Genomic DNA, 18,471 nt, shown 5'->3' on the forward strand with positions numbered 1-18,471 from the left:
AATAATTTAAAAATGAAAAGATTAGCTAAATATATATGTCTAGGCCTATTGGTAACAGCAATGGGCTGTGAAATGGATTTGGATATTCCAAACCCCAATCAGCCTACAATGGAAGTGTTTTGGCAAAATGCACAGGATGCTGAGCAAGGAGTGAACGCTATTTACAGTTCGTTTGCAAGACCGGGATTGTCACGTTGGATGCCGATGATTTACATCACCCGGTCCGATGAAGGATATAGTGGAAGTCCATGGTCTGATCTGGCTAATGCCATGGGTGGTTTTATTCAGCCTGATTACAATTTTGGGCCCGTGATTGATGTCTGGGTTGACTGCTATGTTGGGATTTTTAGAGCCAACCAAGTAATTGCAAATGTACCTGGGATAGACATGGATGCCCAATTAAAGAACAGACTCTTGGGGGAAGCTCATTTTCTAAGAGCATACTTCTATTACAACCTTGCTTTGCTTTGGGGAAATGTTCCTTTGATGCTTGATCCTTCCACACCAACTGATCTTCCTCCAACATCCACACAGACAGAAGTTTGGTCACAGGTGGAAGAAGATCTGGCTTTTGCCGCTGCAAACCTTCCCAATTCATTTTCAGGACCGGATCTTGGAAGGGTGACTAGGGGAGCTGCAAACGCCCTTTTAGCCAAAACATTGATGCAGCAGCGAAAATTCTCAGAAGCATTACAGCCTTTAGAGTGGTTGGTCAATGGAGACGGAGCTGGCATTTATGGATTGGTAGACAATTACAGAGACAATTTCTTGATTACATCCGAAAATAATAGGGAATCCATTTTTGAGTGGCAATTTGTTATCAATGCCACTGAAACAACGGATAATGATGTTGCTACTCCTAATCATAATTATGGGACTTCTATTTCCCAGTTTTTGGCACCTCCTGGAATAGGTTGGGCTGATGCTGAGGCCAGAACATGGGTTATTGGTGAATTTATGAAAGAAAGCACAGTAGCCGGTGAAAGAGATCCGAGACTTGCTGCTTCCTATATCTTTGCAGATACAGATGAAAGAGGAGCTGAATTTACCATGGTATATGGACAGACCTTTGCCCAAAGATACGGTATGGATAACAATAGGGCCTTTTTCAGAAAATTCCTCAATGATCATTGGAGGGATGAGGAAGGCTATAGGTCACCGAACAATTATAGAATAATCAGGTATGCAGATGTATTGCTGATGTATGCAGAAGTATTGAATGAGTTGGGCAGAACCGCAGAAGCCTATCCTTATGTAGACCAGGTAAGAGAAAGAGTGGGACTTCCTGCTTTGTCACAGGTGCGTCCAGGACTATCAGCAGGCCAATTCCTGCAGCAGCTCAAGCATGAAAGATTGTTGGAACTTTCAGGTGAAGGGCATAGATGGGCTGACCTGGCCAGATGGGGAGATCTTGGCCCTGGAATAGCTGATAGAGATCCTGGGTTCAATAACTTTGAAGTGGGAAGACATGAATTTCTTCCAATTCCCCAACGTGATCTTGATATCAACAGAAATCTGGTTCAAAACCCAGGATGGTAATTTTTTTCCATAAACAGTAAAGAAGGGAAGGGACTCTGTCCCTTCTCCCTTTACCTTAATTTCAAAGCATAATGTCAAATTTAAACCGAATCTTTATTTTAATGACTTCAGTCTTTTTCTGTGCATGTGTAGCATGCAATGACAAGAATGAAGAGTTTGAAATAGTAGATCAGAACCCTGACCCAAATCCAAATCAAACTTATACCAATCCGGTATTTGAACCGGTATTGGCCGATCCTTCAATACTAAGAGATGGGGATTACTTTTATGCTTACGGTACAGAGGATGACTGGGGGCCGGAAGGAGGACATAAATTAGTCCCGATCGTCCGCTCCACAGATCTTGTAGATTGGGAATTGGTTGGGAATGCATTTGTCAGTAAACCTACTTGGAAAAACTCCGGTGGAATTTGGGCTCCGGATGTGGCCAAAGTCAATGGCAAGTTTCATATGTATTACTCTTATTCAACTTGGGGAGATCCTGATCCTGGGATCGGGCTGGCCATTGCCGACAAACCAGAAGGTCCATTTATTGACCAAGGGAAATTATTTCTATCAAGCGAGATAGGCGTTGCCAACTCAATTGATGCTTTTTATATAGAAGAAGAAGGGAAAAAATACCTTTTCTGGGGAAGCTTTCACGGTATTTATGCAATTGAACTTAGTGAGGATGGTAAAAATCTTAAAGGTGAAAAAAAGAAAATCGGAGACAACCACTTAGAGGCTTCCTATATCCATAAAAAGAATGGGAAGTATGTTTATTTTGGAAGTATGGGTTCTTGTTGTGAAGGAGCAAACAGCTCCTATCGTGTTGTAGTGGCAGTAGCAGATGCTATTTTGGGGCCATATTTGGACAAAAACGGAAACGATATCGCCAAGGGTTTTCATGGAGAACTTATTCTAGAAGGGAATACGGTAGATTATGGTTTTGCAGGGCCAGGCCATAACGGTCATATCATGACAGATGATGTTGGAAACGACTGGATTTTGTACCATGCCATTCCCAAAAACAACCCATTGCTTTCAAACGGAGCAAGCAGGAGGCCATTGATGTTGGATAAAATCAGGTGGGTTGATGAGGTATGGCCCCAAATAGAGAATAGGTCGCCAAGCCTGAGCAGTCGAAATGTACCTGAATTTGATAATTAAATCCAAAATGAGAAGTATTGCATCGTTAATCAGCATTGTCCTGATTTCAGGGTTTTCCAATATATTTGAAGTATCTGCTCAAAAAATGGATTTTGAACTTAATGTAAAAAATCCTGGTAACCCCGCAGAAAAGCATTCGCTTAAGCTAAGCAGCTTGGGGCTACTTGAAGCGGAGAGCGAAATTCCGCTTAGAGTAAAGTTATTTATTGAAAAAATTGATGGGGGAGAATTGCTGAAGTTTGAAATTACAGCCTTGGAAGATGCTTATTTCAATCTTTCAGGTAAGTATAGCTTGAGTAATTATACCTATGAGAATGCTCAGCTTTTGTTGCCCGGATTTTGGTATAGAAAAAACCTGAGATCACCCCAAGACGCACCATCTGCAAGAGTCTCAACTGACTGGTTGGTGCGGGAAGATAGGTTGAGTACACCGCTCACATCAGCTTACGACCCTATTTCTGGAAAGGGTACATTTTTGATGCGAACAGATTTAATTGAAAATTTAGCCCTGACTACCCATGACAGGGGGGAAGTGATTCTTTCAGGGGGATCTGATTTGGGAGCTTTGGGCTTTGGCAAATCCCAAGGCAATACTTTTCTGTCCTTTTCATTCCCGTACAGTGAAGCTCCATTTTCCTATATCAGGAAGCTCACCTTAGCTCCCTCAGTTACATCATTTCACTTTCTGGAAAAAGGAGCTGTTAAAGAAATATCTTACAGACTTGAAAATTTTGAAAGTCTTGATTTTTCAGATTTTGTATCAAGGGTATGGCATAAGAGTTTTGATCTCATGAAACCTCAAGCTCTTAAAAATCAAAAATTCACAGATCATGAAATCAAAAGTTTGCTTACCCAATATTTCAAATCATCATACATGGATTTGGGAGAACTTAAAGGTTTCTCAGGGGCTCACCTGGAGACAGAAACCTGCGAATCTGTACCGATTTTGGAAGTTGGCTTTATAGGAAGAGTATTGCTCAATGCCTTTAATGCCCTGCAGTATGGTGAGCAATACAATGACAAAGAGTTGGTTTCCATGGGAAATTCAGTTTTTTCATCCTATGAAGAAAATGGGTTTAATGCCCATGGGTTTATCCGGGAATATATCGATTACAGAAAAAATGAAGAACCTGATAGTTATTCCATAAGAAGGCAATCGGAAGGGATTTATGCTTTACTGCTTTTCCTCAACTATGAGAAATCCAAGGGCAGACAACATGTCAACTTAGAAAAGAAGGTTTTGAACTTATTGGAGCAGTTAAAGGCTCTTCAAAATGAAGATGGAAGCTTTCCAAGGAAATTCAAATCAGATTTTAGCCTGATAGATGAAACAGGGGGAAGCTCACCTTCTGCTGTACCTCCATTGGTCATGGCGTACCATTACTTTGGGAAAGGGGAGTTTCTCGAGTCAGCAAGGGAAGTAGCGCTTTACCAGGAGAAGTTTATCATAGCACCTTCTGATTATTTTTCCTCAACCTTGGATGCTGACTGTGAAGACAAGGAAGCTTCGCTTTACGCAGCAACAGCCATGTACTACCTTGCCCAAGTTACAGAAGGTAAGGAAAGGGATCATTATAGAGATTTAGCCAAAAAGGCGGCATACTTTACCCTATCCTGGTATTATACTTGGGACGTGCCTTTTGCCAAAGGGCAAATGCTTGGCGATTTAGGCTTGAAAAGCAGAGGATGGGGCAATGTGTCTGTTGAAAATAATCATATAGATGTCTTCATTTTTGAGTTTGATGAGATTTTGGACTGGCTTGGGCAGGAGACCGGGCAGCCTGAATTTTTGACTTTTGCACAAGTGATCAGATCTTCCATGAGAGAGCAGCTGCTGCCACATGAAAATAACATGATGGGTATTGGAAAAGTGGGCTATTATCCTGAGGTTGTCCAGCATACTGCTTGGGATTATGGTAAAAATGGGAAGGGTTTTTACAATGACATTTTTGCACCAGGATGGACTGTCGCCTCTATTTGGGAATTGCTTGAAATAGGTAGAACCACAGGTTTTTTTGAAAATTAGAATTTATTGAATTTGAATATACAAATCAGAAACCCAATAAAGATGAAGAAAATAATCTTATTGCTATGCCTGTTGGTTTTTGGGCTGCAATTGACAGCCCAGCAAAATCAAAAGTTTAATGGTCTTGAAATGAACCTTGGAAATCTTCACAGATTGTCTGAGGCCAAAACAAGATCCATAAGTCCTGAAAATCCTACGGGAGAACCTGGTAAAGGAGGGATGGCAACACTGGAAGAAGGCGTTCATGGGCATCAGGCCAGGGAATTGGGGCTAGGTTGGAAGGTGAACCCGTTTGTGTGGATAGAAGCCGGAGATACGCATACACTTGCTGAAATTGAGGGCTCAGGTGCCATTCAGCATATTTGGATGACACCGACAGGCAATTGGAGGTATACTATTCTGAGAATATATTGGGATGATGAAAAGGAACCTTCTGTAGAAGTTCCAGTGGGTGATTTTTTTGGAATGGGATGGGGTGAGTATGCACATTTAAATTCTTTGCCAGTTCAGGTCAACCCTGGTTCCTCGTTCAACAGTTACTTTGTGATGCCTTTTCGGCGGAAATGTAAAATCACAATGGAAAATATTGGGGCAGAAAGAATGAATGTCTTTTACCAGATAGATTATACTTTGACAGATATCCCTGATGATGCAGCCTATTTCCATGCGCAGTTCAGAAGGGCAAATCCAACCCAAAATTCCTTATTTACCCTCGTAGATGGGATCAAAGGAAAAGGTCACTATGTAGGAACCTATCTGGCCTGGCAGGTGAACAACCGGGGTTGGTGGGGCGAAGGTGAAATCAAGTTCTTTATGGATGGGGACAAAGAATTTCCTACCATTGCAGGCACCGGCACAGAAGATTATTTTTTGGGTTCTTACAACTTTGAAAATAAGAAAACCAAAGAATACGAGGCCTACACAACAGCCTATGCAGGGCTTCATCAGATTATCCGACCAGACGGTTTATATGAATCCCAACAAAGATTTGGCATGTACAGGTGGCATATCATGGATCCAATCAGATTCCAGAAGGAACTTAAAGTGACAATTCAGGACCTTGGCTGGCGCTCAGATCATAGGTACCTTCCTCAAAAATCGGATATTGCAGCGGTAACTTATTGGTATCAGACAGAGCCTCATGCTCCTTTTCCGGCTTTGCCACATAAGAATGAACTGGAAGTAAACTAACAACCTTAAACCCCAAACAACCTATGAAAGCATTATTTAAAATATTTTCTGTTTCCCTTATTGCACTCTTGGGCCTCAGCATGGCCTATGCACAGGAAGAATATCAACAACCTGTCATTTCCAGTCCCTGGTCTGCAGATGTGAACAAAGATGCCCCACATCCTGAATACCCCCGACCTCAGATGGAGAGGGAAGGTTGGGTAAACCTCAATGGCCTATGGGATTATGCTATTCTGGCTAAAGGCAGTGATATGCCTCAAAATTTTCAGGGAAAAATTACAGTTCCCTTTCCTGTGGAATCCCAGCTTTCCGGAGTAGGAAAAAATGTGGGAAAGGATAATGAGCTGTGGTACTTTAGAAAAATTGACATCAACAATAACCAAAGAAAAGGTAAAGTATTGCTTCATTTTGGAGCGGTTGACTGGGAAGCTGAAGTTTTTGTTAATGGCCAATCTGTTGGCAGCCACAGAGGAGGGTATGATCCTTTTTATTTTGATATCAGCCAGGCTTTAAAAAGAGGAAAATCTCAGGAAATTGCTGTAAGGGTTTGGGACCCATCTGATGACGGGCCACAGCCAAGAGGAAAGCAAGTGAAAAAACCTCATGCTATCTGGTATACCCCGGTTTCAGGGATCTGGCAGACCGTTTGGATGGAGACAGTTCCTGAAACTTTCATTTCGAACCTGAAAACTACGCCGGACTTTGACAGAAACCTCATTAAAATCAAACCAGAACTCAATGGAAACCCAACAGGAACCAAAGTTAAAGTTACTGTACTGGCTGAAGGAAGCAAGGTGGCTGAGAGTACCGGCGATTTGGGTGATGAACTTGAAATTCCTATTCCCAATGCACGCTATTGGTCTCCTGAATCCCCTTTTCTATATGACTTGAAAGTAGAGCTTGTAAAAGGCAACAGTACACTGGATCAGGTGAAAAGTTACACTGCACTTAGAAAAATCAGTATGGGTTATGATTCCAACGGTAACCAGCGCATGCTGCTCAACAATAAGTTTGTCTTTCAATACGGCCCCCTAGATCAGGGTTGGTGGCCAGATGGGCTCTACACAGCTCCTACAGAAGAGGCCTTGGTTTTCGATATCGTAAAGACCAAAGAGATGGGTTTTAACATGATCAGAAAACATGTGAAGGTTGAACCGGCAAGGTGGTATTACCATTGCGACAAAATGGGTATGTTGGTGTGGCAGGATATGCCCAATGGCGATCATGGCAATGCCTGGGAACACAGACTGGGCATAGTTGGCAAAGGTACCGAAAGAGATAGAACAGCAGAATCTGAAGAAATTTTCAGAACAGAATGGAAATCTATAATAGACGCCAATTATAATTTTCCATCCATTGTTGTATGGGTTCCATTTAATGAAGCCTGGGGACAGTTTAAAACAAAGGAAATTACAGAATGGACAAAAAAATACGATCCTTCCAGACTGGTGAATTCTGCTAGTGGAGGAAACTTTATCATAGATGGGGCCAAAATTACCGGAGACATGATAGACCTTCACAGTTACCCTGAAGCAGTGATGCCGGACCCGGGAATTTATGGCAAGGACAATATTATTGTTTTGGGTGAGTTTGGTGGACTGGGTCTTCCAATAGAGAACCACACCTGGCAGGAAAAGGACAACTGGGGATATCAGAGCTTCAAAAACAAAAAGGAATTGTCAGACAGGTATGCAGAATTGATCGAAACAATGGAAAAGTTGATTCCAAAAGGACTTTCTGCTGCTGTATATACTCAGACTACTGATGTGGAGATTGAAATCAATGGTTTGATGACCTATGACCGGAAAGTGGTCAAGTTTGATGAGAAGTTGATGAATAAGCTGCATGATAAACTTTACAAAATCAAAGTCAATTTAAAGTAATGAAAAGGAGCTTTTTTTTAATTTCCTTCTTACTTCCTCTTTTTTTCTTCGCCTGCTCAAAAGGTGAGAATAATGGAAAAAACAATGAGCTGGAGTATAATATTTATTGGCTGGAAAATTCCAGGGGAATAAAAATCAAGGTGACTGATTTTGGAGCCAGGGTGATGGAACTTTGGGTACCTGATAAAAATGGACAGTCCACAGACATTGTGCTGGGGTATGAAACAGTGGAAGAATACGAAGGGAGCTCAGAAGTCTATTTTGGAGCTTCCATAGGCAGGTATGGGAATAGGATTGCAAATGGAGTGTTTGAGCTGGAAGGGGAGACTTTCAGACTTGCACAGAATAATGGCCAAAACTCTCTTCATGGTGGACCTAAAGGTTTTCATAATGTCAGGTGGATTGTGGAGGAAGCCAGTCCCTCAAGAATAGTATTCACCTATCTTTCAGAAGATGGAGAAGAGGGGTTTCCCGGAAACCTTTCTGTTAAAATGATCTATTCCCTGAATGAAGAGGGGGAATTTACCATAAATTATGAAGCTGAGACTGACAGGTTAACTGTTGTCAACCTTACCCACCACTCTTTCTTTAATTTGAACGGGGCAGGAAGTGGGGATATTCTTGACCATCACCTTATGATTGTTGCTGATGGATTCATCGCCGTGGATCAGGACCTGATTCCTTTAGGTGGAATTTCCGAAGTAGAAGGGACGGTATTCGATTTCCGGGATTCCAAAGCTATCGGAGCAGCTATTGAACTGGAAGAAATTCAGCTGAAATACGGAGGAGGATATGATCATAATTGGGTTTTATCCAAAAATACCCCTGAGGCATTGGAATTGGCAGCTGTAGTATTTTCCGAAAATTCAGGAATCAAAATGGAAGTCTATACAACTGCACCGGGATTGCAGTTTTATTCTGGGAATTTTTTAAATGGAAGTGAAAAGGGAAAGCAAGGGAAGGTGTATGATTACCGAGGTGCATTTTGCCTGGAAACCCAACATTTTCCTGACTCACCCAACCAGCCTGACTTCCCTTCGGTATCGCTGAAGCCAGGAGAGACCTATACCCATCAGTGTATTTATAAATTCAAAACCAAAGGAGAATAATGACCACCATACTTGTAACAGGAGGTGCAGGCTATATAGGATCTCATACCTGTAAGCTTCTTGGATCCGAAGGTTTCCAAGTAGTTGTGCTGGACTCCCTTGAATATGGGCATCAAAAGTCTCTGCATATTTCAGACAAAAAGCCTGTATTTGTACAGGGTGATATTGGAGATAGGAAACTGCTGGAAGGACTTTTTGAGAAATATGCTTTTGATGCTGTAGTTCATTTTGCAGCATACACTTACGTTAGTGAGTCTGTCAAAGAACCTGGGAAGTATTATCTCAACAACTTTTCCAAGCCACTCACCCTTTTGGATGTCATACTAAAGTACGGCTGTAAAAAATTCATTCTTTCCAGTACCTGTGCCACTTATGGCAATCCAGATTATATCCCCATTGATGAGAAGCATCCCCAGAGGCCACTAAATCCATACGGTTGGAGTAAATACTTCCTGGAGCAGGCAATTAAGGATTATCATCTGGCACATGGGTTATCCTTCGTTTTTCTGAGATACTTCAATGCCTCTGGAGCGTCAGAAGATGGCCTGATCGGGGAAGACCATGATCCTGAGACCCACTTAATTCCTCTTGTGCTCAAAAATATCAAAGGAGAAGTTCCTGAACTGAAGGTTTTTGGTAAGGATTATCCTACTGAGGACGGTACCTGCATCAGAGATTACATTCATGTGGAAGACCTTGCAAACGCACACCTGAAAGCACTCTTGTACCTTGACAGGAAAGGAAAATCTACTGCCTTCAACCTCGGGACTGGAACGGGATACTCCGTATTGGAAGTAATCAAAGCATCCGAAAGCGTGACAGGAAAAAAAGCTGCTTATTCCTTTGCGCCCAGAAGGGAAGGCGATGCGGTCTCACTCATTGCGGATCCATCAAAAGCATTGGAAGATTTAGGTTGGAAAGCCAGTTGGACAGATTTACAGGAGATCATCAGATCAGCTTGGAGTTGGGAAAACGGACCAAAAAATGGAAGTTATGCAGATTGATAGCAAAAACTTGAAAAATAAAGTCAGGGACGAATTTAAGAGGCGCTTTAAAAAAGAGCCGATGATGGTCCATGCCCCGGGCAGGATCAACCTGATCGGAGACCATACGGATTATAATCTTGGGTTTGTCCTTCCGGCAGCGATTGACAGGGGGATTACCTTGGCTTTGGCCAATAATGGTTCAGATTGCTGTAGTCTTGTTTCACTGGATATGGGTGAGGAGATCAGTGTCAATCTAAATGAGGAGCTCAGACCAATCAATACAGGATGGGCAAATTATATCCTTGGCGTGATGCAAGGACTCAGATCTAGAGGCCTTGAGCTTATTGGCTTTGATGCTGTTTTTGGCGGTGATATTCCTATTGGTTCAGGACTTTCTTCGTCGGCAGCCCTTGAATGTGCAGCAGTATTGGGCATCAGTAGGCTGATGGGTAATGAAATCTCCAATAGGGATATGATTCATATTGCTCAAAAGGCTGAACATGACTTTGCAGGAGTGAAATGTGGGATCATGGATCAGTTTGCATCTGTGATGGGGAAAAGCAACCAGGCAATCAGGCTAGACTGTAAAAGCCTCCAATATGAATACCTTCCCATAGAGTTGGAAGATTGCAGTTTTGTCCTCTTGGACACCAAAGTGAGCCATAGTCTTGGAGACTCAGAATATAACAAACGAAGAGCTGAATGCATGGAGGGAATTGCGATCATCAATAGGAAATACCCTCAAGCAGAGAGTCTAAGGGAAGTAAGCATGGAAATGCTTGATAACTCGAAGAGTGAAATGTCTGATAAAATATTCCAAAGATGTCTGTTTGTCTTAGAAGAAAATAGCAGGGTAATCCGCGCAGGCAATTACCTAAAATCAGGATTGAGCAAAGAATTCGGACAGCTGATGTTCTCCTCCCATGAGGGCCTGAGCCGATTGTATGATGTGAGTTGTCAGGAATTGGACTTACTCGTGGAAGAAGCCAAAAAGCTTGATCCTATATATGGTGCCAGGATGATGGGCGGGGGATTTGGGGGCTGTACCCTAAACCTCATAGCCCGTAGGGGAAAAGAGGATAGTATCAGCCAACTCAGGTCATCGTTCATCAAAGCTTTCTGTAGGGAGCCTGGGATTTATGAAATCAATATTGAAGATGGAGCCAGGTTAATTTAATTTAAAAAAACATTATGAGTTCATTTTCATTCGAACAGCATAGCCACAGAAGATACAATCCTTTTACTGGGGAGTATGTACAGGTATCACCCCACAGGTCAAACAGGCCCTGGCAGGGTCAACAGGAAAAAACAACTAAGACTAAAGGCCTGTCTTACGATCCGGAATGTTTTCTCTGTCCGGGCAACAAAAGGGTTGGAGGAGAGATAAACCCGGACTACTCAGATACTTTTGTATTCCAAAATGATTTTGGGGCATTGACCCAAGAAGTACCCGAAGGAGAATATATTGAAGGGGAGTTTTTTAAGGCGAAGAGTGAAAAAGGGATCTGCAAGGTGCTTTGCTTTTCACCTGACCATTCCAAGACAATTCCCGAACTATCAATTGAACAAGTGACTGAGGTGGTCAAAAGCTGGAAAAGAGAATATATAGAGTTGGGGGATAAGCCTTTTATCAACTATATCCAGATTTTTGAAAATAAAGGAGAAGTGATGGGCTGCTCTAACCCACATCCCCACGGACAGATCTGGGCACAGGAAAGTATTCCGGATGAACCTTACAAAAAGCAAAGGAACTTCAAAGATTACCATGATAGGAAAGGCAGTAGTATGGTTTGTGACTATGTCTATGAGGAACTGAAGAAAGGTGAAAGAGTACTTTATGAAAACGACAGCTTTGTGGTACTCGTTCCTTTTTGGACTATTTGGCCCTTTGAAACCATGATTGCGCCAAAATACCGCTTACAATCATTAAGATTTTTAGATAAGTATCAGATGCGGGATTTTGCAGATGCATACAAAACACTGACAATGAAATATGACAAGCTTTTTGATGTTTCCTTTCCCTATTCAGCAGGTATTCATCAAGCCCCCACAGACAGTAAAGATCATCCCGAGTGGGATATGCATATGGTTTTCTATCCACCATTGCTGCGTTCTGCGACTGTAAAAAAATTCATGGTCGGCTATGAAATGCTTGCCAACCCCCAAAGAGACCTGACTGCTGAAAAGGCAGCATCTGTGTTGAGAGCGCTTTGATATTATCTTAATTACATTAAAATTAATAGTGTTATGATGATTAAACAACATGTAATTTATCCGGTAGTATTCCTTCTCTTCTTGGGGCTTTTGGGCTGTAAGGGGAATGAATCTGAAAATGAAGAATCCCTACCTGAGGAATTCAACAATCCTCTGGATGTAGCTTTTGGAGATCCCTTTATTCTCGATGACGGTAATGGGAAATTCTATATGTATGGTACAGGGGCAGGGGCAAAGGACGGCTTCGTAGTATATGGATCAGAGGACCTAAAAAACTGGGATCATTTAGGGCAGGTTTTTTATGGCAATACTGATGACACTTGGAGTATAGCTAATTTTTGGGCTCCCGAGGTTTATAAGTTTGACAGGCGATATTATATGTTTTACAGTGCCGATTGGCGTGTAAATCCAGAGAATGATTTAGAGAATTTTAGGATAGGAGTGGCTGTAGCGGATTCCCCCAAAGGTCCTTTTGTAGATCTTAAAGATGAACCACTTTTCGATCCGGGCTATCCGATTATTGATGCCAATGTGTTCAAAGATGATGATGGTAAATTTTACCTTTACTACTCAAGAGCGTGCTACAAACATCCTGTAGATTCTGAAATAGCTGTTTGGGCTAAGGAGGAAGGTCTTTTTGAGGAGATTGAAGAAAGCTGGGTGTACGGGGTGGAATTGAAGCCGGATTTTTCAGGTGTAACCGGAGAGCCTGTACTTTTGCTCAGACCCCCTGTTAGCATGAACGACCAACAGGCAGAGTGGGAAAGCCGTTCGGTAAGCAGTGGAGAAGTAAATAGAAGATGGACAGAAGGTTCCTTTACCTTTAAGCATGGGAGGACCTATTACATCATGTACTCTGCAAACCATTTTGGAGGTGAACATTATGCTGTAGGCTATGCAACAGGTAACTCTCCATTGGGGCCATTTGAGAAAGCATCCAACAACCCTGTGATAGAAAAAAACACTGAAACAGGCGGGGTGGTAACAGGGACAGGTCACAATTCAGTATTGTTCTCTTCAGATGGTAAAGAAATGTATGCAGTTTATCATGGTCGAACGCAAAAGACAGGGCAGGAACGTCTGGTGTTTATAGACAGGATGAGCATAGATGAAAACGGAAAACTTGAGGTCCATGGTCCGACTACTTCTGAAAAGTGAGATTCGTGTAATAGATTTTTGAAGGTAATTGTGGAATAAATTTCAGATTTTTCAGAAGCCCTTATGGTACTAAAAAACTTTAATTTATGAAAATAAAGTATGGAATATAAAAAGAATGAATAATTGGAAGAGCAGGGTTTTGCTTGTATATAAAATCAATTTTTTTAAACGGGGAAAAATAATAATTTAGATTTTCCAATATATGTTAAAACCCAAAATTTCCGATAGTATCCTTTGTGAAGGGCTAAACAAAAAAGATAAAAAGTCCTTTGACCTTATTTTTGAAAGGTATTGGAAAAGACTGTACCTATACGCCTATAAGATTTTTCAGGACCAAGGGATATGTGAGGATATTGTACAGGAAGTTTTCATCAAGCTATGGGAAAATGCTGAATCCAATCCCATCAATAATCTGGAAGGATATCTTTTCAGAGCAGTTAAATTTCGGATTTCAAATGCTATTAGAAATTTAAAAAATACCTCTCAAATTGATGATGTATTGGGGAATTTACCATTACAGCACCCGGTCGATCTAGATTTTGAGTTCCAGGAAACGAATGGCCTTATCCATCGATCGATAGAATCCCTACCTGAGAAGTGTAGGGAAATTTTCAGGTTGAGCAGGGAGGAACATTTATCCAATAGAGAAATTGCAGAAAGGCTGGATATTTCCATCCGGACTGTGGAAACCCAGATTTATAGAGCACTGAAAGTGATCAGAAAAAATATAGGTGAATTATATATTTTATTTTTTTTCGCCTTCTTGTAAGTAGTAGGCTCCATTCATGTGTCTTTCCATCAAAGCAAGCAAAAGATGGACAAGCATAAATTTTTAAAATTATTAGATAAACAGGCAAACGGAGACACAAGTCCTGAAGAGGATGAATTGATTTTTAAATTGTTTGATGAGGCACAAAAGTCCGATGCTTACCCTTTTCAAAATAATGAAGAAGAGTTTTTGAGTAAAGCTAAAATGTTGTCCTCGATCAATAAAGTGATTGATTCAGAAGTGCCTGCAAAAAAACAAATCAATAGGAAAGTTTTTCTCAATGCAATGAAATATGCTGCTGTACTGTTTTTGATAGCTGCGATATCTATTTTCTTCTTTCAAAGAATCGGAGAAATACCAAACTCCAATATGATAGCAAAAGCTACCAATCAAGAGCAGAAGGCAACGATTACATTGTCAGATGGTACGAAGGTCCATCTTAATGTACTTTCTGAGATCAGGTTTCCTGAAGTTTTTGACAAGGATAACAGAACTGTTGAGGTAAAAGGTGAGGCGTTTTTTGAAGTAGCAAAGGATACCAAGCGGCCATTTTTGGTACAATCCAACGGAGTGACTACAAAAGTTCTTGGAACTTCTTTCAATATCAATTCCTACAACGGAGATGATGTAGTGGTTGCTGTAAAAACAGGAAGTGTACAAGTTTCAAGTGCAGAGGATTCTGAGAAAAAGGTAATTCTTTCTCCGAATCAAAAAGCAATTTTTAAGCGAGCACAAAAGGAGTTTACTGTTGAAGAAATTGATATCAATTATTATCTGGATTGGAGGAACAGAACTATAGCTTTTAATCTGGAAAGCCTTGACCAGGTTTTCAATCGATTGGCAAGAGTTTATAATCTTGAAATTGAACTTGTAGGGTTTGATGGAAGCTGTGCCATCAAAGCCTCCTTTCCCAATAACAACCTGTATTCTGTACTTTATGGATTGGAAAACCTGGTGGATTTTGAATATGTATGGAAAGGTGAGAAAAAGCTTCGAGTGATTTATAAAGGATGTAAAAACTAAGAAATGCCTATGGAAAAATAAACCCCTCTAAAAAGTAAACCGGAATTGTTGGCGCAACTCCGGTTTTTATCAGGCGAAAAAACCGCCCTTATGTTTAATTAACAACCCCAAAATTATGAAAAATAATTTACTAGAGCTAATTGTGCGCTGGACCAAAAAAACCATTAAGTACTTTCTGCTCCAATTGCTTGTAATACAGGCAATTGTTGCAGAGCCGACATCAAGCCAAAACATGGCTGATTACCATGTTAATGTGCAGGTCAGGAATATGCCATTTTTGGACGTCCTAGCTGACCTGGAAAAGCAGACAAACTTTGTATTTGCATACAACCAGCAGGTAGCTAAAGAAAAGACAAAAATCACTCTAAATTACAGCAGTGATCTGAAATCCGTATTGAAGAAAATCACCGAGCAGGTTGATTATGATTTCAAGCGGGTCAATAACAATATTTTTGTATTGAGAAGTGAGGCTGTAGCTCAGCAAAATAACGGTCAGGTATATGAAGAAGAAGTGATTTCCAATGCAAATTTTCAGGAAATCAGAGGCCGTGTTTTAGATGAACAAGGTGAACCAGTTCCCGGAACTACCATTCTTGTAGAAGGAACCTCCAGGGCCACTGTGACAGATATAGACGGAAGGTTTGTCATTGATGCAAATCAAGGGGAAACACTTGTCGTTTCATTTATTGGATATGAAACCCAGTTAATTCCTGTCGGAAATCAGACCAATATCGATATTACATTGGTAGAAGACCTGTCCAATCTGGATGAAGTGGTGGTCATTGGATATGGAACCCAAAAAAGAGAAACAGTAACAGGTTCCATTGCTACAGTGAAAGCTGAGGATTTCAACCCGGGAATGATTGCTGATCCACTGACATTGATTACAGGTAAGGTGGCTGGTCTGGCAATCACGAGGCCCAACGGTTCGGATCCAAACGCAACAGCAGACTTCTCTTTGAGAGGGGCAGTTTCCAGAGAAGGTAGTGCCCAACCCTTAATTGTAATAGACGGTGTCCCTGGAGGGGATTTAAGAACAATAGCTCCTCAGGATATTGAGTCCATAGATGTGTTGAAAGACGGTTCAGCAGCCGCAATTTATGGTTCTAGAGCAACAGGTGGAGTTATTTTGATTACGACAAAAAGAGGACAAAAAGGGCCGGTCAGAGTTTCTTATCAGGGCTATACTTCAACAGAATCCATTGCCAGAAGGTATGATGTGCTGAATGCCCAACAATATAAAAACTTCGCGAACGAATATGGTCTGGAAGCCAATGATCAAGGGTTTGATACAGATTGGTTTTCTGAATTGCTTCGTGACTCTCCTATAAGTCATGGTCATAACCTTTCAGTAAGCGGAGGTTCTGGAAACACAGATTATTTTGCATCGGTCAATTACCAGGATTTTAAAGGAATTGACTTGGTCTCCTCCAGAAAGTTTGTCAATGGTTCCTTCAGGTTACACACAAAGGCATTGAATGATAAATTGGATTTTTCAGCAGGTATTACCAATTCTTTTGACACCAAAAGTTTTGCAGAGTACTTTGGTTTTGGGCAGGCATTGAACATGAATCCGACATTTCCTGTAAGAAATCCGGATGGGACTTTCTTTGAAGCTCCACAGATAGGTCAGGGGAGCCAATGGAACCCGGTAGCCAATACCTTATTGAATACGAATGACAGTTTTGAAAAAAGGATTTTGGGTACTTTGAATGCCAATTATAGCATTTTGCCAAATCTTTCAGCAATAGCCACTTACTCCTTTACGGTTCAGGATTTTCTTTCTGGATCTTACACAGACAATAATTTACTTTATCAAAGACAGAGCGGCTTGTTAGGCCAAGCTTCCCGAAACCTGAATACTATTACTAATAATGTCTTTGAGGGTATGCTGGACTATCAAAAGGAGTTAGCAGGGCATAACTTCAACTTGTTGGCGGGCTATTCCTATCAGAATATTTTCAGTGAAGGATTTGGAGCAGGAAACAACAACTTCAATACCAATGCTTTCCTATATCACAACCTTGGTGCCGGTGCTGCTCTGAATAACCTTACTCCTGGTTTTGTCAGGGGAGGAGTGAATATGAACAGCTTTGCCAATGAGAGGACCATCGTGGCTTATTTCGGTAGATTGCTTTATGATTACAATGAGAAATACCTGCTGAATGCAAGTGTGAGAAGAGAGGGGGCGTCTGTCTTGGGAGCAGCCAATAAATGGGGAACTTTCGCAGGCTTGTCCGGTGGATGGATGCTAAGCAAAGAGGGTTTTCTATTGGGTTCTTCCCTGATCAGGAGCCTAAAGCTTAGAGCTGGATACGGAGTGACTGGAAATCAGGATTCTTTAAATCCCTATCAGTCACTGGCCACAGTTGGACCTTTCCCTTGGGGTACACAACATGCCTATTCAGGCACCCCGGATAATGCATCATGGGTGCTTTCTTATGGTCCAAATATCAACCCGAATCCAAATCTAAGGTGGGAAACTAAGTCAGAGTGGAACGTAGGTGTTGACTTTTCCCTATTCAGGACTTCATGGTTGAGTGGATCTTTTGATTTTTATGACAGAAGAATCAGGGATCTGATAGGTAATTATACTGCCCAGATGCCACCAAATATTTATCCTCAGATTTTTGCCAATGCCGGTGAAATGATGAACAGAGGGTTTGAGGTGCTTTTGGATGCAGCTATTATCAAAAAGCAGGACATGCGATGGAACATGACTTTTGTAGGCGCAAGAAACATCAATAATATTGTTTCTATTTCCAGTGACCAATTCCAGGGCTCTGCCCAAAATATCACAGGAATAGGCCTTGGATGGGGTGGAGATGTGCAACGCTTTGCTGCAGGTCAGCCGGTCGCTGTTTTCTATGGTAGAAAGTTTGCCGGATTTGATGAAGCGGGGCAGTGGTTGTTCTACAATAGGGAGAATCAAGCTGTTCCAAAAGAACAGATTGGTGACAATGATTTCCATTACTTGGGCAACAGTATTCCCAAATATAATTTTGGATGGACAAATACCTTTATTTTTGGAAGGTTTGACGCCTCAGTTCTTATACGTGGGGCCGCGGGTTTTAAAGCTCTGAACGCTAAAAATATATTCCATGACAATGTAAATACATTTACATCAACGAATCTGTTTGTATCAGCGCTGGATAACCCTATTCGTGACCAGATGCTTTTCTCAGATTATTATTTGGAAAGTGGAGATTATGTAAAAGTTGATAATGTCACGCTTGGGTATACCTTCCCGTTTAAAAACCTACGGCTTTACGCTACAGGCTTGAATATGCTTATCATTTCCAATTTCTCCGGAATGGATCCCGAGCTAGGAGTGAACCCATTCAGCGGACCGGGTATTGAGTTCAATAATAATTATTATCCGAGAACCCGCACATTTACTCTAGGATTATCAGCACAGTTTTAAA

13 protein-coding genes are annotated in these 18,471 nt (G+C 41.4%); all 13 read left to right on the forward strand.

Features of this window, described 5'->3' with window-relative positions; translation table 11 throughout:
* Positions 1-12: 12 nt before the first annotated feature.
* The 13 genes from A33Q_RS20845 (at position 13) to A33Q_RS20905 (ending at position 18,470) form a co-directional block, all read left to right on the forward strand.
* Positions 13-1,539 (forward strand): RagB/SusD family nutrient uptake outer membrane protein, encoded by a 1,527-nt coding sequence (locus tag A33Q_RS20845; RefSeq protein ID WP_009035372.1) that lies wholly within the window; start codon positions 13-15, stop codon positions 1,537-1,539.
* 101 nt (positions 1,540-1,640) lie between these two features.
* Entirely contained in the window at positions 1,641-2,687 is a 1,047-nt protein-coding gene (locus A33Q_RS20850; RefSeq protein WP_009035371.1) for a family 43 glycosylhydrolase, read from the forward strand.
* A gap of 7 nt (positions 2,688-2,694) precedes the next feature.
* Entirely contained in the window at positions 2,695-4,713 is a 2,019-nt protein-coding gene (locus A33Q_RS20855; RefSeq protein WP_016255683.1) for a hypothetical protein, read from the forward strand.
* 42 nt (positions 4,714-4,755) lie between these two features.
* Positions 4,756-5,904, forward strand: a complete 1,149-nt coding sequence (locus tag A33Q_RS20860; RefSeq protein WP_009035369.1) for a glycoside hydrolase family 172 protein — start codon at positions 4,756-4,758, stop codon at positions 5,902-5,904.
* Positions 5,905-5,927: 23 nt separating this feature from the next.
* The gene (locus A33Q_RS20865; RefSeq protein WP_009035368.1) at positions 5,928-7,787 is read left to right on the forward strand and encodes a glycoside hydrolase family 2 protein; all 1,860 of its coding nucleotides are present in this window, start codon (positions 5,928-5,930) and stop codon (positions 7,785-7,787) included.
* Positions 7,787-8,896: an aldose epimerase family protein gene (locus A33Q_RS20870; RefSeq protein ID WP_009035367.1), complete on the forward strand. Its 1,110-nt coding sequence runs from the start codon at positions 7,787-7,789 to the stop codon at positions 8,894-8,896. Before A33Q_RS20865 ends, A33Q_RS20870 begins: the two co-directional genes overlap by 1 nt.
* On the forward strand, positions 8,896-9,900 hold the full coding sequence (gene galE / locus A33Q_RS20875) for a UDP-glucose 4-epimerase GalE (RefSeq protein WP_009035366.1): 1,005 nt from the start codon (positions 8,896-8,898) through the stop codon (positions 9,898-9,900). The genes A33Q_RS20870 and galE overlap by 1 nt, the downstream gene beginning before the upstream one ends.
* Complete coding sequence (galK, locus tag A33Q_RS20880) at positions 9,890-11,059, forward strand: galactokinase (protein ID WP_016255684.1); 1,170 nt, start codon at positions 9,890-9,892, stop codon at positions 11,057-11,059. Before galE ends, galK begins: the two co-directional genes overlap by 11 nt.
* A 14-nt stretch (positions 11,060-11,073) precedes the next feature.
* Positions 11,074-12,096 carry a UDP-glucose--hexose-1-phosphate uridylyltransferase gene (locus A33Q_RS20885; RefSeq protein WP_009035364.1) on the forward strand — a complete coding sequence of 341 codons (1,023 nt, stop codon included), beginning with the start codon at positions 11,074-11,076 and terminating at the stop codon, positions 12,094-12,096.
* A 33-nt stretch (positions 12,097-12,129) separates the two neighbouring features.
* Positions 12,130-13,254 (forward strand): glycoside hydrolase family 43 protein, encoded by a 1,125-nt coding sequence (locus tag A33Q_RS20890; protein ID WP_009035363.1) that lies wholly within the window; start codon positions 12,130-12,132, stop codon positions 13,252-13,254.
* A 202-nt stretch (positions 13,255-13,456) separates the two neighbouring features.
* Positions 13,457-14,023, forward strand: coding sequence for an RNA polymerase sigma-70 factor (locus A33Q_RS20895; RefSeq protein ID WP_009035362.1), 567 nt, complete (start codon positions 13,457-13,459; stop codon positions 14,021-14,023).
* 45 nt (positions 14,024-14,068) lie between these two features.
* Positions 14,069-15,046, forward strand: a complete 978-nt coding sequence (locus A33Q_RS20900) for a FecR family protein (RefSeq protein WP_009035361.1) — start codon at positions 14,069-14,071, stop codon at positions 15,044-15,046.
* Positions 15,047-15,161: 115 nt separating this feature from the next.
* Positions 15,162-18,470 carry a SusC/RagA family TonB-linked outer membrane protein gene (locus A33Q_RS20905; RefSeq protein ID WP_009035360.1) on the forward strand — a complete coding sequence of 1,103 codons (3,309 nt, stop codon included), beginning with the start codon at positions 15,162-15,164 and terminating at the stop codon, positions 18,468-18,470.
* The last annotated feature ends 1 nt before the right edge of the window (position 18,471 follow it).

This window comes from Indibacter alkaliphilus LW1 (genome assembly GCF_000295935.2).
Lineage (GTDB): Bacteria > Bacteroidota > Bacteroidia > Cytophagales > Cyclobacteriaceae > Indibacter > Indibacter alkaliphilus.

Coding starts and splice junctions, on each gene's coding strand:
- A33Q_RS20845 (WP_009035372.1), top strand. CDS start 13: ATGAAAAGATTAGCTAAATATATATGTCTAGGCCTATTGGTAACAGCA.
- A33Q_RS20850 (WP_009035371.1), top strand. CDS start 1,641: ATGACTTCAGTCTTTTTCTGTGCATGTGTAGCATGCAATGACAAGAAT.
- A33Q_RS20855 (WP_016255683.1), top strand. CDS start 2,695: ATGAGAAGTATTGCATCGTTAATCAGCATTGTCCTGATTTCAGGGTTT.
- A33Q_RS20860 (WP_009035369.1), top strand. CDS start 4,756: ATGAAGAAAATAATCTTATTGCTATGCCTGTTGGTTTTTGGGCTGCAA.
- A33Q_RS20865 (WP_009035368.1), top strand. CDS start 5,928: ATGAAAGCATTATTTAAAATATTTTCTGTTTCCCTTATTGCACTCTTG.
- A33Q_RS20870 (WP_009035367.1), top strand. CDS start 7,787: ATGAAAAGGAGCTTTTTTTTAATTTCCTTCTTACTTCCTCTTTTTTTC.
- galE (WP_009035366.1), top strand. CDS start 8,896: ATGACCACCATACTTGTAACAGGAGGTGCAGGCTATATAGGATCTCAT.
- galK (WP_016255684.1), top strand. CDS start 9,890: ATGCAGATTGATAGCAAAAACTTGAAAAATAAAGTCAGGGACGAATTT.
- A33Q_RS20885 (WP_009035364.1), top strand. CDS start 11,074: ATGAGTTCATTTTCATTCGAACAGCATAGCCACAGAAGATACAATCCT.
- A33Q_RS20890 (WP_009035363.1), top strand. CDS start 12,130: ATGATGATTAAACAACATGTAATTTATCCGGTAGTATTCCTTCTCTTC.
- A33Q_RS20895 (WP_009035362.1), top strand. CDS start 13,457: ATGTTAAAACCCAAAATTTCCGATAGTATCCTTTGTGAAGGGCTAAAC.
- A33Q_RS20900 (WP_009035361.1), top strand. CDS start 14,069: ATGGACAAGCATAAATTTTTAAAATTATTAGATAAACAGGCAAACGGA.
- A33Q_RS20905 (WP_009035360.1), top strand. CDS start 15,162: ATGAAAAATAATTTACTAGAGCTAATTGTGCGCTGGACCAAAAAAACC.